This window comes from Lacisediminihabitans sp. H27-G8 (assembly GCF_046156175.1).
Classification (GTDB): Bacteria; Actinomycetota; Actinomycetes; order Actinomycetales; family Microbacteriaceae; genus Lacisediminihabitans.
This window is the reverse complement of sequence record NZ_JAYLVL010000005.1, coordinates 192,185-207,625: the sequence shown is the minus strand read 5'-3', so window position 1 is coordinate 207,625 and position 15,441 is coordinate 192,185. Positions and strand designations below refer to the sequence as shown.

Here is a 15,441-nt window from a genome sequence, read left to right as displayed (position 1 = left end):
CACACCCAGAAACACCTCAACACGGTGGCTGCTGCCCTGAACCGGCGACCGCGGAAACGCTACGGATACGCCACCCCAAATGAGAGACTTGAACAACTCACCGGTGCGCTGACCGGTTGAACCTCCCGTGTTATTTCTTCCGTTTCGTGAGCTGACCCCTACCAGACCCTGTTCGTCCAAGGGCGTGGTCATCTACGCGCTGATCTGCATAAACATCTCCGCACGGGACGCGCTGCCCGACGTCCCCGCAGTCAGCGGTTCACCGCGAAAGGGAAGATCCGCGACAAGGTCATGATCGGCGAACGACCCGCCGAAGCCGCCGACCGCGCCGTCCCGGAGCATTGGGAGGGCGATCTCATCGTCGGTGCGAGGCCGGGTTCCGCGATCGGCACTCTCGTGGAACGCACCACCCGCTACGTGATGCCCGTTCACCTGCCCGATGGGCACAGCGCCGAGAACGTCCGCGATGGCCTCGTCGCCACGATTCAGACACTCCACGCACACCTGCGCCGCTCGCTGACGTGGGACCAGGCCACCGAGATGGCCTAGCACAAAGAGATCAGCATCGCAGCCGACATGGCGATCTACTTCCGCGACCCACGATCACCCTGGCAACGCGGCTCGAACGAGAACACGAACAGGCTCTTACGCCAGTACTTCCCGAAGGGCACGAACCTCAACGCCCACGGCCCGGATCGGCTCCTCGAAGTCGCCACCGAACTCAACCAGCGCCCCCGGAAAACCCTCAACGGAACAACCCCCGCAGCCGCCCTCGAGAAGCTACTCTCGAACCCACCAAAACCCACTGTTGCGACGACCGCCTGAGACCGCCCTTTGGTTATGAGACACCGGAATGTGTCGATTCGAGTTGGATGAAGCCGCAACCGCCCGCAACCGGAACCTCAATTGGCTACGCCACGTGTACCGAAGTTGTTGATCGCGTCCCTGACCTAGTGGTCGGACGATGCGTGAAGAGGATTCTCAAAACGCTGGCGCATAGCGTCAAACTCCACGCCCTTCTGAATCAAACAACAAGAAGCCTTCTCGTCCGCAGGGATCAACGTGGGCTCGGCGTTCATGGCGAGACGGCGTTGGTGCTGCCCCGTGGAATTAGCACCGGTAGTGCGGACTCCCGATCTTCGACGTGGCCGCCATTTATCAGAGTCAACAGCATCTCCGCTGCCTGCCCGCCGAGTTCGGAGACATCACGGTTCATCGCCGACAGTGCGGGGTGGGTCAATCGACACAGAGGCGAATCGTCCCAGGCCAACAATGACAGCTCTCGAGGCACATCGATTCCCATCTCCGCTGCGACGCTCAAACCAGCGACCGCCATGATGTCGTTGTCGTAGATAATCGCGGTCGGTGGAGCGGCGGCGGACATCAGGTCTCGCGTCGCGCGCGAACCCGCTTCACCGCTGAAATCGGTGCTGATAATCGTCGCACTATCGAGACCCGCCTCGGCGGCGGCGGCGGTGAAGGCGCTGTTTCGAACCACTGAGTGATCTAGGGCGGCCAGCCCGCTGACGCGGGCGATCCGCTTGTGACCGAGTCGGATGAGATACCGGGCGGCCGCGGTCATCGCGGCTCTGTCGTCGGTCCACAGGTGCGGGAGTCCCCTCGCAGCCTCACGGGTAGTGATCGCCACGGCCGGAAGCCCGAGTCGATTGACCGCCTCTACGCGAGGGTCGCCCAAAACGACGTCCACGAGGAGCACACCGTCTACTCGGCCTTGTGCCCACCATCGCTCATAGATAGCGACCTCGCGCTCCGAGTTTTCCACCATGTGGAGCACGAGAGCAATGTCGTTCGGCGCAATGATGGTCTCGATCCCAGCTATGAACTCCATGTAGAAGGGTTCATTGCCGAGCATCCGGGCAGGGCGCTGAAGCATAAGACCGATTGCGTTGCTGCGCGAGGTGGTAAGCGATTGCGCAGCAAGGCTTGGGTGCCATCCCATCCCGCTGGCGATCGCTTGGACGCGCTCACGCGTATCTGCCGACACACCCGGCTTGTTGTTGAGCGCGTAGGAGACCGCACCCTTCGACAAGCCAGCCTGCTGGGCAATGTCCGCGATCGTCACTCGAGAAATGTGCAGTCCAATCCCTCGCACTATCCACCTATCATGCCCTGCTGATCACACCCGCGACGGACATCTCGCCTCGACGCACATGCTCGGCAGCCACACCCGCGAAGGCGGCCTCTCCGATGAAGCCGTCAACCCGCAGCCCGTCGACGTCGACCGCCTCCAACGCGTGCGCAAAATAATCCTGAAGATTGCTTCCCCACGCGGCTTCGCAGTTGTGCATGCTGACATTCGAGGCGTGGTCGATGTGGAACGCCGATATCGGGCTCGCGAAGATCTTCGGCTCTCCGCTGAAAGGTCGACGATCGACAAAACCACCCTCGACGTCACCCCAGCGATCGACCTCGACACGGACGTTGTCGAGCAGGACGCCGTCGATCAGCCCCGACCGGACCGCGGAGATGTGCACGCCGCTTTCGCCGCGCGCGAGGATGTTAACGAAGCGCACGTTGCGGATCCTGCCGATGTCGTCCTGCCAAGGGAACGCGGACACGTAAATCGGCTCGCCACGTCCCCACCATCTGTCGTCGAAGACCCGAGTTTCGACGACGATGTCTGAGAAAAGGATGTTCTCGTAGAGTGCGTTCTGCCCGAGGTTGACCGACAAGCCGCGGTGACTGTTCACGATGACGCAGCCGCTGAAGATGACATTCCGGATCGGCGCCATGGCGTCGACTCCCACCACGAGAGCGCTTGATCGGGATTCCAGCACGCAGTTGGTCACGGTGATGTTCTCGCACGCCCCGTACTGCGGGAACTCTTCGCAGGTCTTGAGCGAGATCGCGTCGTCGGGGCAGCGGATGTCGCAGTCACTGATGCGCACGTTCCGGCATCGGTCGATATCGATCCCGTCGGCATTCGGCAGCTTCATGTCGCCGCGGATGCGTATGCCCTGGATGTGGACGCTCTCGCATCCGGAGAGACGGATGGTCCATAAGGCACCGTCGCGGTACATCGTCTCGGTGAGGACCACATCCGTGCATCCGATGAAGAAGACCGTGAAGGGTCGGTTGATCGGCATGCGGTAGATCGGGCCGAGATCTTCCAACACGTAATGACGACCGCCGCCGTCGACGGTCCCGGCACCGCTAATCGCCACGTTGGTCGCCTCGTATGCCGCGATGAAGATGCCGCTCTGCTCCCAGCCATCGGTGGTGACACCAGAAGAAAGCGCGGTGACGGAATGCCTTTCGGTGATGTCCTCCCATTTGCCGCTAGCCTGCAGGATTGCTCCTCGCTCCACATGCAGCTCGACGTTCGATTTGAGAACGATGGACCCGGAGAGGAAGGTGGCTCCGCCGGGCACCAGAACGGTGCCGCCACCCCGCTCGTGTGCGGCGTTTACGGCCGCCTGGATCGGCCGGGCGTCGTTCGCGACTCCATCTCCGATGGCCCCGAAGTCGCGAATATTGAATGTTGAGGTCATTGTCCTGGTTTCTCCGGTGAGTCTGTTGTGATGTGCCGCTGAGTTCGCTTGTTCAGCCCTTGAGCGCCCCCTGCAGCAGGGCATCCTCGAGTCGACGGTTCAAAACGATGTAGACGATGTAGACGGGGATCATGGTGATGAGCGCACCGGCGATCAAGACGCCGTACTGCGTGTTGGTCTGTGACACCAGCGCGGGGAGGGCCACTTGCACCGTTCTCACGTCTGTTTCGGGGCCGGCCAGGATCAGCGAGAAGAGGTACTCGTTCCAAAAGGTTAGAAAGTTGAGGATAGCGACGGTCGCAATTCCTGGCACGACGATGGGGATGTAGACGCTGATGAGGATTCGGACTCGGGATGCACCGTCGATCATCGCGCTCTCCTCCAGCTCGGCCGGCACCGAACGCATGAACTGCGCGAGAAGAATCACAGAGAGCGGAAGGACCGTCGCGGGGAAAAACAGGAACAGAAATTCACGGGTGTGGAAGAGCCCGACAGCGACCGCGAGCAGAACCGTTGGGACGAGGGCGGCGAACCCGGGGACCAGCAGACCGGCGGCGAAGACTCCTTCGACCACTTTGCTCGCGCGACCACGACCGCGGGCGATCGCATAGGAGGCCGGGACTGCGAGCACCAGAGTGAGCAGCTCGGCGACCACCGTGACGATTGTCGAGTTCACTAACGCCGTTCCCATGCTGGCGTTCTGCCAGGCGTTTACGAAGTTCGAGAACGAGAAACTGGTCGGGAAGGCGAAGGGCGAGTTGAAAATCGCTTCGTTGGTCTTGAACGAAGAAATCAGCATGAAGTAGACCGGGATGACGAGCAGGGCCCCGTACACCCAGACTAGGACGTGGGCGACGGGACTCATCCCGGTTTTCGCGCGACCAGACGTGGCCATATCAGTACCTCGCTCGCAATAGACGTCGGATCAGAACCATCCCGATGACGCCTAGGACGAAGAGGAGCGTGCCGACAGCCTGGCTGTACCCGAGGTCGTTCTGCTCGAACGCCTTGGAATACACCAGGAACGACAGTGTCGAGGAGGCATTGCCGGGACCGCCGTCAGTGAGCAGCAGGATTGTAGCGGCCGACGAGAAGAGCACCCAGAGGAATTGCAGCATGGTGAGGACGCCGAAATAGTCCTTGATAATCGGAAAGGCGATCTGCCACATGCGTCGCCAGTGGCGCGCTCCGTCAAGTTCGGCGGCCTCGTAGACCTCCCCGGGGACGGCGGACAGTCGAGCGCTGAAAAGAATGGCAGTGAAGCCGATGCCGGACCACAGGTTGACGGCGATGACGGTTCCGAGCGCCGTGCTGTCGGATGCCAGCCAGGGAGTCACCAGAGAGGACAGTCCGACGTTGGTCAGGGCTCCGTTGAGCAATCCGGTCGGCGCGAAGATAGACAAGAAAACGATTGCCTGTGCCGCCACCGATAGCAGCGCGGGCGTAAAGAGGATGATGCGCAGGATGCGGTGTCCTCGCGGTTTCATGCTGACGTAGTAACCGGTCATGAAGGCGAGAGGGATCATGACCGGGATCACGATGATCAGTTGCACGAAGGTGTTGCGGACGGACATCCAGAAAACCGGGTCGTCGAAAATTGTCTGATAGTTCTTCGCTCCGATGAAGCTCGGGGTGGCGATGATGCCCGGCCAGTCGAGCGTGGCCACGACGAAGACCGCGATAAGCGGCCCGATGGTGAACAGGGCGTACCAGATGATGGCGGGCGCGGACAGCAGGCCAAGCGCTGGGCTGAACGGCCGACGGCGCCGAGTGGGTTCGCACAGAGGGAGCTGAAGGGGTTTCTCAGTGACGGAGGTCATGGGGTCTCCTCGGAACTTGACAGGGGATGGGCCTGCGCAGGCGGCACAAAGTACCGCCTGCGCAGGATAGTGACACTGCCTATTTCGTGGGATAGATGGCGTTCAGCGCCGAGCAGATCTGCTGTGCGCTCATGCCCGGTGCGTACGCCTCGGTTGTCACGCGGATCTGCGCATCCTGCAGGTTCGCGGGGACAACCGTGTCGGGCATGACGCCGAAGGCGACCTTGCCAGGCAGGTCGTTGACTGCTTGAGCAGTGACGGTGTTCGTGAAAGTCTGGCTGTTCGAGGTCGAGACAAGTGCTACCGGCGCACTGGTGGCCTGAGCGTACTCGGCAGCCACCGTGGGCGAGTACCACGACGTGATGAACTTCTTAACCAGGTCGATCTTGTCCGACTTGTCACCGTTCTTGCTGATCCAAAATCCGAGGCCTGTATAGCCCTCGAACGCGGTCGGCTTATCGAATGAGCTCCCAGAAGGAATAGGGAATCCGCCCAGCTTCACATCACTCTGGAGTGCGGTCGGAGTCGACGCGAACGCCCACGATCCGGCAGACATGATCGCTGCCTTAGCGCCATAGAAAGTTGCGTTCATCTGATCGGAGGTGTAGCCCTGAGTGCCATTGAGAAAGAGGCCCGCATCTCGGAGTTTGGTGAAGAGGCTGATTCCCTTGAGCGAGCTTGCGGAGCAGTAGCCTCCATTGGCCATCACGTCCGTTGCCTGCTTCGCGGACAAGTACGACTGCGCGATCTGCAAGAACAGCTTGTTGCCGGACCAGTCCGATCCACCCACCACAAGTGTGGGGACGTCGGCGGCCTTCATCTTCTCCACGTCGGCGAGCAGCTCATCGGTGGTCGTGGGGACTGCCGTGATCCCAGCCTGCTTGAGCAGCGCCATGTTGTACCAGACCGGCCAGACGAATCCACTATAGGGAAATCCCATAACCTGGCCCTTGGCGTCGGTCCACTGCTTCTGTGCCTCCGGCAAGATCTTGCTTTTCAGGCCCCACTTCGACAGGTACTTCGAGGCAGGGACCGCGATCCCTTGCTTTACCCACTGGGGTGTGGTGTCGGCGAGGTTTACCATCACCACATCCGCCTCTTTATGTCCCGCCACCGACGTCTCGTACACCTTCGGTATGTCGACGCCGGCTGAAGACACCTTGACCTTAGCGCCTGTGGCCTTCTCAAACGCCGCCACGACCCTGGCCTGAACTTTCGCCTGCGGGGTACCAGGCTGAACGTTCGAGAGGATGCTGAGGGTCTTCGCGGAACCAGAGGATCCGCTGGCGCATCCGGTGAGAGCTACCACCGTGACTAGTGCAGCTGCCGCAGCAACCGCTTTTACGTACTTCATCTTGCCTCCTTGCAGGAATGGGTGACCTGATCTAAACACGGGAAACGCTCCGCGTCAATGAACCGGTTAAGTTTGGGACGACCACATTCGCGGGGGCTGTGCTCTGCCGTAAATTGGTGCAAGACTGCTGCAGTACGGCGAGCATTACATCACCGCTTGCCTGTCCACAGCTTCAAGCAGTGCCTCTCGTGTCCATTGTTTCGCGCGTGCTTCACTGAACGTTAAGTTCAAATATCGTTTGCAAGTTGAAAGGACCATGTTCGTGAATTCTTCGTCAGCGACCGGTTTGGCAGCGGTAGGTGCGACGCGGCCGGTGGTGCGCCGCCTAGATTTTGGTTGGACGCTGGCGGCGGTGCGTGGGCCGATTCCGACCGAGTTGGTGGGGATCAGTGTTCCCGCGTCAGTTCCCGGAACGGTGCACACCGATCTCCTCGCCGCAGGGTTGATCCCCGACCCGTACCTTGACGCGAACGAAGGCCTCCTGAGATGGATCGGCCAAACGGATTGGCGCTACTCGACGTCGTTCAAATGGTCGCCGGTCGACACCGACACGGTGGAAATCGCCTTCGGAGGGCTCGACACGATCACCGAGATCAGACTCAACGGAACTCTCATCGGATCCACTCGAAACATGCACCGCAGCTACCGCTTCGATGTGGCGCCTCTTCTGATTGACGGGGACAACGAACTGTGTGTCGACTTCTCGGCACCCGTGACCTACGCCGACCGCGCCAGCCTCGAACTCGAATATCGGCCCCACACCAATCGACACCCATACAACGCCATCCGCAAGATGGCATGCAGCTTTGGATGGGACTGGGGGATCGACACAGCGACCTCCGGCATCTGGCGCCCGGTGACGATCGAGAGCTTCTCGGTTGCGCGCATCAAAAGCGTGCGCCCAGTGGCAACCGTCGGCGACACGGGTGCAGGCGGAATGGTCGTCGTCCACGTCGAGCTCGCCCGCCCCGGCGACGCGGATCTCGCACTCGTCGCGACAATCGACGGGCACACTGTGGAGCTCGCGCTCGAGCCCGGTCAGACCGACGCGACGCTGATCATCGACCTCCCTTCGGTCAAACGCTGGTGGCCACGCGGTTATGGAGAGCCGAACCTCTACGAGCTTTCAGTGACACTCCACGACAACGCGGGGAACAATGAGGAGCGGTCCATAGGCGAGCATTCCCTCGACAAGGTAATCAAACGGATCGGCTTTCGCCACGTGGAACTCCAAATGACACCGGATGATGCCGGGACGCCTTTCACTATTCGGGTCAACGATCGCCCGATCTACGTCAAAGGGGCGAACTGGATTCCCGACGATGCATTTCCGCACCGGGTGGACCGCGCCCGTTACGCGGCCCGTCTCGAGCAGGCAGAGTTCGCCGGGATCAACCTCATCCGCGTGTGGGGCGGCGGCATCTACGAGAGCGAGGACTTCTACGACGAGTGCGATGAGCGTGGCTTCCTGACCTGGCAGGACTTCCTGCTGGCGTGCGCCGCATACGCCGAAGAGGAACCACTATTCTCCGAGTTCGAGGCGGAGGCCCGCGAAGCGGTCGCTCGCATCGGCACTCACCCGTCTTTGGTGGTCTTCAACGGCAACAACGAGAACATCTGGGGGTACACCGAGTGGGGATGGCCCCTCCGCCTCGAAGGCAAGACATGGGGAAGTCGTTACTACTACGAACTTTTCCCCGCGATCGTCGCCGAGCTCGCACCCCACGTCGGTTACACCCCCGGCAGCCCGTTCTCGCCCGGCAATCCCGAATCGCCCAATGACCCCGATCACGGCACCATGCACATCTGGGATCTGTGGAATCAAAAGGACTATTCCCACTACCGCGACTACGCACCCCGCTTCGTCTCCGAGTTCGGCTGGCAGGGACCCCCGTCGTGGGCGACCCTCACGGAATCCATCAGCGACAATCCGCTCACCCCGGAGTCGCCCGGCATGCTCGCACACCAGAAGGCGACCGAAGGGAACGCGAAGCTCACAGACGGCCTTGTCCGACACTTCCCACTTCCAAACGATATGGAGGACTGGCACTGGGCGATGTCCTTGAACCAGGCGGTCGCGATTCGAACGGCGATCGAGTACTTCCGATCCCTCGCCCCGCACTGCATGGGCTCGATTGTCTGGCAGCTAAACGATAGCTGGCCGGTCACGTCCTGGGCCGCGGTCGATGGATACGGTCGAGCGAAGCCGCTGCTTCACGCGCTGCGACGTGCGCACGCGGACCGGCTAGTGACACTCCAGCCGAGCGATGGCGGTGTGCAGGCCATCATGATCAACGACACCGACAGGGACTGGTCGGGCACTCTAGCCATCACCCGCTATGACTTCTCCGGCTCCGTCCTAGCTGCCGAGCAGATTCCGATCCACGTATTGGCGCGCGCATCCTGGCGTCAGGATATTCCCGGCCACATTGCTGTGCCAGGAGATGAGACCTCGGAGATGATCCGCGCTGACCTCGACGGTCATTCGGCCGATTGGTTCTTCGCCGACTACCGCGAAAGCTCACTTCCGGAACATCGTCTCAGGTCAGAATTTATGCGAAACGCCGCGGGCTACCTCCTGACCGTGTACGCCGAAACTCTAGTGAGGGACCTGACTCTGCTCGTGGACAAGGTGGCTCCTGACGCACGAGTCGACCAGGCGTTGGTAACACTGCTGCCGGGTGAGAGCGCGACATTCGCGATCGAGACGGATGGTACGGTCCTCGAGAACGCCATCACGGCTCCCGAGGTTCTTCGTTCAGCGAACCAGCTCATCGCCCGCATGGATCGAGGGTGACCGTGCCCACGCTCGACTATTTGGTGGACGACGAGGGGGCGACCGGCGACGGGTCGACCCTCGACACCGCCGCAATCCAGGCGGCCATCGTCCGGGCATCCGATGCCGGGGGCGGTCGTGTCGTCCTCACTCCCGGCAAGACCTATCTTGCCGGGTCGATCGTGCTGCTCTCCCATGTCGAACTGCACGTCCCCGGTGGTGCGACGCTGAAGGCGTCGCCTGAATTCGCAGACTTCTCGGTTCGGCAAAATGGCGTCGTCCAGATGGACGAACCGGCCAGTGACCACAGTTCCGTGCTGACCGCCTCGTTCCTCTCCGCGGATGACGCGCGCGGCGTCGCGCTCACCGGACGCGGTGTCATCGATGGGAACGGCCGCAGCTACGTGGTCGAGCCGGGTGTTGACATCCATGCCGCCGCCGATCACCGTGTCTTCACCATCTACTTCCGAGATATCGTGGGGGTGGCGATCACCGATGTAAGGATCGTCGACGGCTCGCTATGGACGGTACGGCTGAGCCGTTGCGATGACGTCGTGGTCCATGCTGTCTCAATCAAGAACGATGTCAGGATGCCAAACAGCGACGGCATCGACATCGACGCATGCCGCGGCGTCCGGATTAGCGACTGCGATATCCAGGCGGGCGACGACGCGATCTGCCTCAAGGCGGCCATCGAGAGCACCCGGGATGGCCGGGTCTGCGAGAACGTGACGATCGTCGGCTGTACGCTGCAAAGCTCCTCGACAGCGATCCTCTGCGGCGTTGAATGCGACACCGCGATTCAGGATGTCGTCGTGTCGGGATGCGTCATCTACTCCTCGAATCGCGGACTCGCGGTGAGTCTGCGCGAACGCGGGATGATCCGGCGGGTGCGATTCGAGAACATCGTCGTCAACACCGACTTGTTCGACGAGCGGTGGTGGGGTCGTGGTGAGCCGATATACGTGACCGCGGCGGCCAGATCGACGCGAGTCGGCACCGTATCGGAGATCTCCTTCCGGGGGATTACCGCGAGATCGCCACGCGGTATCTTCCTCTATTCGGAGGTGGATGGCGCCGTCGAGGGCATTACCGTGAGCGACGTCGAATTGGAGCTCATTGCTCCGGATCGCGTATCTGCGACAGACCCGCATCGAGCTGATATCCGACCTGTGCCTCACGGGGGCATTTTCGACGACCCTGTCGTAGCGATCCGCGTGCACGGCGTCCGCGGATCCGCTTTGCGGGACGTCCGGGTCACCCGAAGCGCTCAACTGAGCCGCACCGCGGTGGCCAGGATCACCGACTCGATGAACGTTGATTTTCATGACATCTCAGTGGACGGCGAGCGGCTGGTCGATCGCTGAGGAGGTGGCCAGCTGTCTCTGGCGGCGTTAGCCAGGACCACTTTGGCCATTTAGGTTGCCCCGTTGTGCGTCGACATACTCGTCGCGTCGAAAGGGTCAGCTGCACTGATAGGTGACAGTTCCCGGTTAAGCAACCAGTGCGGCGGGCGTGTTCATAACGGCCACGAAGTCGACCAGCGCAATTGATGATGGCCATCCAACACAGCTGACTCTGATGCCCCATAGCCGGACGATCAACAGACACATCCTTGTCATTACTGGGATTGGGCTCCCTGCTGGTCGGAAGATCGCCGTTTGAGCCGCCCGACTTTGAGCCCGATAAACGGGCGTCTTACGAACGAGACGGAGTCGCTGGACCGCTCTATCCGTTCATTTTCGAGGCTGACGACCTTCTGGCGTTCGCGATCGTTGGACGACGACTCGGCTGACTGGTTCGCGACGAGGCGCGATTTTGCTTCGGGGGTCGAATTCATCGATCTCATCAACCTCGGCAGATCGCGGGCCGACCTGCCGGTCGGCTCTCGGGAACGAGGAGGTATGGCTGACTCAGCACCACTGTCCGGTCAACTTCACCCGTCAGGGTCGTAACCGGCCCGACTCTAATGGACCCCAAGCCGGCCGGTGGAGCGGGCACGAGTCATTCTCTACTCACCGAATTCTCACCGAAATGGAAACCGGCACCCCAATACCGGTGAGTACCGCTATGTCAGTGCAAGAGACTCGATGTCGCCAAAAATGCCGTCCAAGCGTGGTTTCAGGACTTTCCGGGACGGCCGTGGCAGCTTCAATCCTGCTCAGTGGGTTCCCGGTTCAAGTCCGGGGGGGTGCACCACAACACTCGACTCTCCCATCCCGGATGATGTACTCATGCCCTCCTCGAGAAGTCGCGCCGAGGCCATTCGCGCTGCGGCCGACCGGTTGTCGGCGAGCCCGATCCTCATCGACGGCGACGCCGACGAGCTGCTCGCGAGCATCCGCTCGGGCAGCGAGCTGTCCGACATCACCGTGACCGATCGAACCACGCTCATCGCGAGCGGCCAGAAGGCGGCGATCGTGATCCTCGCCGTCGACGGCGACGGCCGCAGATCGTCGTTCGCGCGAGCGGCCACGATGCTGCGGGGGATGGATGCGCTTCTCGCGCCGGACGCCGTGCAGATCGGCGTGATCCAGAGCGGCCGCTCGCGCATGACTCCACCCCGCCTCCTCCGGCTTCTCGCCTCAGAGATCCTCTTCCAGGTCACTATGGCGGTGCCGGAGCTGGTTCCGCTGCAGCTGCGACGATCGATTCGGCAACGCGTCGGCCTCGCGGCCCTGGATGCGGCCGGCCTGCGAGTGATCCGCTTCGGTTGATACCGATCGAGGGTCGGGTCTGAGGTTCCTCTTGGCTCGACCGCCGCTCGCATAGACTGCCGTCTATGGAAACCGAGTCGCGGGTCTCCGGAGAGCTGAAGCTCCTCTCGGATCCGACCCGCGCGCGCATCCTCGGGCTCATCATGGAGAGCCCGGAGGGCAGGCGATCGGTGGGGGAGCTCGCACTCCAGCTGGGGCTGCGCCAACCGACGGTGAGCCATCACCTGAAGGCGCTGGTGGATGTAGACCTGGTGACGCGCACTCCGGAAGGCCGTCTCGCCTGGTATTCGATGCATCCGGATCATGTCGATCGTGTGGCGGAGGTGCTCAACCCGCATCGCTCGACGGAACTGGCTGAGGCTGTGCTCGAACGGATCTCGACCGATCTCACCGCACGATTCGCGGGAGTGTTCGGACCAGAGACCGTCGAACGGTACGTGCGGGAGAGCCACGCCCTCCTCGCCGACGGCGAACGGACCACGAAATACCTCCCGTCCCTCACCTCTCGCTTCGCCGCGGACCGGTTGTCGGCCTTGGCGCGCAGCGAATCACCCCCGATCGACCGGGTTCCCGAGGTGTTATTCGTCTGCGTGCAGAACGCGGGCCGATCACAGATTGCGGCGGCGATCCTGCGCCATCTGGCCGGGGATGCCGTGTTGGTGCGCACGGCCGGATCCGCGCCGGCCGATGCCGTCCGGTCGGTCGTCGTCGCGTCACTGGACGAGATCGGAGTGTCGATCGGCGGCGAGTTCCCCAAGCCGCTGACGGACGAGGTCGTGCGAGCGGCGGATGTCGTCATCACGATGGGCTGCGGGGACGCCTGTCCCATCTACCCGGGCAGACGGTACCTCGATTGGGACATCGAGGACCCGGTGGGCTTGCCGATCGGACGGGTGCGGGGCATCCGGGACGACATCGAATCGCGGGTGCGGGAACTCCTCGTGTCGCTCGCGGTGAACTCCGCCTGAATTGTCCACCAACTGCGTCATCAACTGATAGATCACGGTCTATGCTTTCGGTATCGTCGAAAGTAGGGAATCCCATGGCCGAGAAGCCGACAGTCCTGTTCGTCTGCATCCATAACGCGGGTCGTTCGCAGATGGCCGCCGGGTACATGCGCGAGCTCTCCGGGGGTGCCGTCGAGGTGCGATCCGGCGGGTCGGAACCGGGAGACCAGATCAACCCGATGGCGATCCAGGCAATGGCAGAGGAGGGCATCGACATCTCCCAGGCGGTGCCCCAGCTCATGACCACCGAGCAGGTCAAGGACTCCGACGTGGTCATCACGATGGGCTGCGGAGACGTCTGTCCGATCTTCCCCGGAAAGCGCTACGAGGACTGGGAGCTGACCGATCCGAGGGGCAAGCCCATCGACGAGGTGCGCCCGATCCGCGACGACATCAAAGCCCGTGTTCAGGCGCTGCTTGCCGAGTTGCTGCCCGCAATCGACTGACCACGCCGGCCGCGACGGTCGGCGTAGTCAGCGGGGCCAATCAGTCGCGGTCAGGCGGGCTGGCGTGCACCCTCGGTCAACGCCGAAAGCCGCCGTTCGCCGACGGGCTCCTCGGCAAGGAGAGGAACGATCGCCAGCCGCGGGCTGAGAGCTCGTACCCGGCCGATCTGCTCGACCTCGTTTGCGGCGCGCTGACGGAGGAACGGCGATCGTGGATGCGCCGCCGCAATCGAGTTGTTCACCACCCAGGCCCAGGGGTGAATGCCCGCCCGTTCGAGATCCTGCTGAAGCCCTTCGGCCTCGAGTACCGGCGTCGTCTCGGCCAGGGTGACGAGGATCACCTTCGTCTGCTCGGGATTCTGCAGTCGCATCAGCGGAGTGACGAACGAGAGACTGTCGCCGATCTGACGGGCAATCTCGCGATGATAGGAGCCTGTGGCATCCAGTAGCAGCAGCGTGTGGCCCGTCGGGGCGGTGTCGATCACGACGAACTGGCGCCGCGATTCGTGGACCGCACGGGAGAACTGCTGGAAGACCGCCACCTCTTCGGTGCACGGTGAAAGGAGGTCTTCGGCCAGGGCCAGCCTGCCGTTCTCGTCGAGATCTTTGCCCTTGGTGGCCAGGACGTGGTCCCTATACTGCCGCGTGGCCACTTCCGGATCTGTTCGGGAGACGGTCAGACCCGGCACGCTGCCGTGAAGCGTCTCCGTGAGATGCGCTGCGGGATCGGTGGTGGTGAGGTGGACCTCGTGTCCTCGTTCCGCGAGGGCGACGGCGACCGCGGCAGCGATGGTGGTCTTGCCGACGCCGCCCTTGCCCATGCAGAGGATGAGACCGTGGTCGTCCCTCTCCAGCTCATCGACGAGGGCGGCAAGGGGCGCCTCGATGGTCTCTTCGGCCCGCGAAAGAATTGGGGTGGCTGACGAACCGGCCGCAAAGAGGCTTCGGAGTGCCGCGATGCCCACCATGTTGCCGGTCTTCAGCTCGAGCGTGTCTCGCGGCAGGGCCGCAATCGAGGGCGGCATGGCCCGCATGGCCTCGCCCTCCCGGTTCCGCACGGCTTCGGCGATGGGCTCATCACCGGCGGCATCGGGCAACACCCCGTTGATCACGACGTATCCGCTGCGGATGCCGATCTCCGACAGCTCCGCGAAGGTGCGATCGATTTCGGCCAGGGAGGATGCCTGTGCGCGACCGACGAGAACCAGACGGCTGCGCGTGGGATCGGTGAGTACCTCGACCGCGTTCGCGTAGATGGTCCGGTGTTTCTCCAGCCCCGACATCGGTCCGAGGCAGGAGGCGTCGCCCTTGCCGGTGGAGAGGAACTCCGTCCACGATCCCGGCAGTTGCAGCAGCCGGATGGTGTGGCCGGTGGGGGCGGTGTCGAAGATGATGTGGTCGTAGAGCCCATAGGCCGCGGTGTCGGTGAGCAGGTTCGTGAACTCATCGAAGGACGCGATCTCCGTGGTGCACGATCCGGAGAGACTCTCGGCAATCCCGGCGATCTCGCTCTCGGGAAGCAGCCCTCTCACGGGTGCGAGGATCCGTTCACGGTACGCCTGAGCCGCTTGCTCCGGATCGATCTCGAGCACTGACAGCCCCGGGACTGCGGAGACTGCCGTGATCGTGTTGCCGATCGTCATGTCGAAGACCTGCCCGATGTTGGATGCGGGGTCGGTGCTCACGAGCATCACCCGCTTTCCGCCGCTGGCGAGCTCCAGCGCCGTCGCACAGGCAACCGAGGTCTTTCCGACCCCGCCTTTACCGGTGAAGAACACGAACCGGGGCGGGTCTTCGAGAAACCTCACG

11 protein-coding genes and 1 pseudogene are annotated in these 15,441 nt (G+C 62.5%); 6 read left to right on the top strand and 6 right to left on the bottom strand.

Going from position 1 to position 15,441, the window contains the following annotated elements:
• Positions 1-159: 159 nt before the first annotated feature.
• Positions 160-825: pseudogene (locus VLI63_RS16005) on the top strand (IS30 family transposase); the annotation flags it as partial.
• Positions 826-1,075: 250 nt separating this feature from the next.
• Here VLI63_RS16005 and VLI63_RS16000 read toward each other — a convergent pair.
• From VLI63_RS16000 to VLI63_RS15980, 5 genes are all read right to left on the bottom strand, one after another.
• Complete coding sequence (locus VLI63_RS16000; RefSeq protein WP_409157861.1) at positions 1,076-2,083, bottom strand: LacI family DNA-binding transcriptional regulator; 1,008 nt, start codon at positions 2,081-2,083, stop codon at positions 1,076-1,078.
• A gap of 40 nt (positions 2,084-2,123) precedes the next feature.
• On the bottom strand, positions 2,124-3,512 hold the full coding sequence (locus tag VLI63_RS15995) for a glycoside hydrolase family 28 protein (protein ID WP_409157860.1): 1,389 nt from the start codon (positions 3,510-3,512) through the stop codon (positions 2,124-2,126).
• Positions 3,513-3,564: 52 nt separating this feature from the next.
• Entirely contained in the window at positions 3,565-4,377 is an 813-nt protein-coding gene (locus VLI63_RS15990; RefSeq protein WP_409157859.1) for a carbohydrate ABC transporter permease, read from the bottom strand.
• A 31-nt stretch (positions 4,378-4,408) separates the two neighbouring features.
• Positions 4,409-5,332 (bottom strand): carbohydrate ABC transporter permease, encoded by a 924-nt coding sequence (locus VLI63_RS15985; protein WP_409157858.1) that lies wholly within the window; start codon positions 5,330-5,332, stop codon positions 4,409-4,411.
• Positions 5,333-5,411: 79 nt separating this feature from the next.
• Positions 5,412-6,686 (bottom strand): ABC transporter substrate-binding protein, encoded by a 1,275-nt coding sequence (locus tag VLI63_RS15980; RefSeq protein ID WP_409157857.1) that lies wholly within the window; start codon positions 6,684-6,686, stop codon positions 5,412-5,414.
• 262 nt (positions 6,687-6,948) lie between these two features.
• On the opposite strand from VLI63_RS15980, the gene VLI63_RS15975 reads away from it, so the two are divergent.
• From VLI63_RS15975 to VLI63_RS15955, 5 genes are all read left to right on the top strand, one after another.
• Positions 6,949-9,483 (top strand): glycoside hydrolase family 2 protein, encoded by a 2,535-nt coding sequence (locus VLI63_RS15975; protein ID WP_409157856.1) that lies wholly within the window; start codon positions 6,949-6,951, stop codon positions 9,481-9,483.
• On the top strand, positions 9,480-10,829 hold the full coding sequence (locus VLI63_RS15970) for a glycoside hydrolase family 28 protein (RefSeq protein WP_409157855.1): 1,350 nt from the start codon (positions 9,480-9,482) through the stop codon (positions 10,827-10,829). Before VLI63_RS15975 ends, VLI63_RS15970 begins: the two co-directional genes overlap by 4 nt.
• Positions 10,830-11,696: 867 nt before the next feature.
• A complete protein-coding gene (locus VLI63_RS15965) occupies positions 11,697-12,179 on the top strand; it encodes a hypothetical protein (protein WP_409157854.1) in 483 nt (160 codons plus the stop codon).
• A 65-nt stretch (positions 12,180-12,244) separates the two neighbouring features.
• Positions 12,245-13,147, top strand: coding sequence for a metalloregulator ArsR/SmtB family transcription factor (locus tag VLI63_RS15960; RefSeq protein WP_409157853.1), 903 nt, complete (start codon positions 12,245-12,247; stop codon positions 13,145-13,147).
• Between the two features lie 74 nt (positions 13,148-13,221).
• Positions 13,222-13,632, top strand: coding sequence for an arsenate reductase ArsC (locus VLI63_RS15955; protein ID WP_409157852.1), 411 nt, complete (start codon positions 13,222-13,224; stop codon positions 13,630-13,632).
• Positions 13,633-13,682: 50 nt separating this feature from the next.
• Here the strand turns inward: VLI63_RS15955 and arsA are convergent, their stop codons facing one another.
• Positions 13,683-15,440, bottom strand: coding sequence for an arsenical pump-driving ATPase (arsA, locus tag VLI63_RS15950; protein WP_409157851.1), 1,758 nt, complete (start codon positions 15,438-15,440; stop codon positions 13,683-13,685).
• Between the last annotated feature and the right edge of the window lies 1 nt (position 15,441).

What these genes read in the sequence shown, in the direction of transcription:
- VLI63_RS15995 (WP_409157860.1), bottom strand. Translation starts at nt 3,512, where the DNA reads ATGACCTCAACATTCAATATTCGCGACTTCGGGGCCATCGGAGATGGA.
- VLI63_RS15990 (WP_409157859.1), bottom strand. Translation starts at nt 4,377, where the DNA reads ATGAGTCCCGTCGCCCACGTCCTAGTCTGGGTGTACGGGGCCCTGCTC.
- VLI63_RS15985 (WP_409157858.1), bottom strand. Translation starts at nt 5,332, where the DNA reads ATGACCTCCGTCACTGAGAAACCCCTTCAGCTCCCTCTGTGCGAACCC.
- VLI63_RS15980 (WP_409157857.1), bottom strand. Translation starts at nt 6,686, where the DNA reads ATGAAGTACGTAAAAGCGGTTGCTGCGGCAGCTGCACTAGTCACGGTG.
- VLI63_RS15965 (WP_409157854.1), top strand. Translation starts at nt 11,697, where the DNA reads ATGCCCTCCTCGAGAAGTCGCGCCGAGGCCATTCGCGCTGCGGCCGAC.
- VLI63_RS15960 (WP_409157853.1), top strand. Translation starts at nt 12,245, where the DNA reads ATGGAAACCGAGTCGCGGGTCTCCGGAGAGCTGAAGCTCCTCTCGGAT.
- VLI63_RS15955 (WP_409157852.1), top strand. Translation starts at nt 13,222, where the DNA reads ATGGCCGAGAAGCCGACAGTCCTGTTCGTCTGCATCCATAACGCGGGT.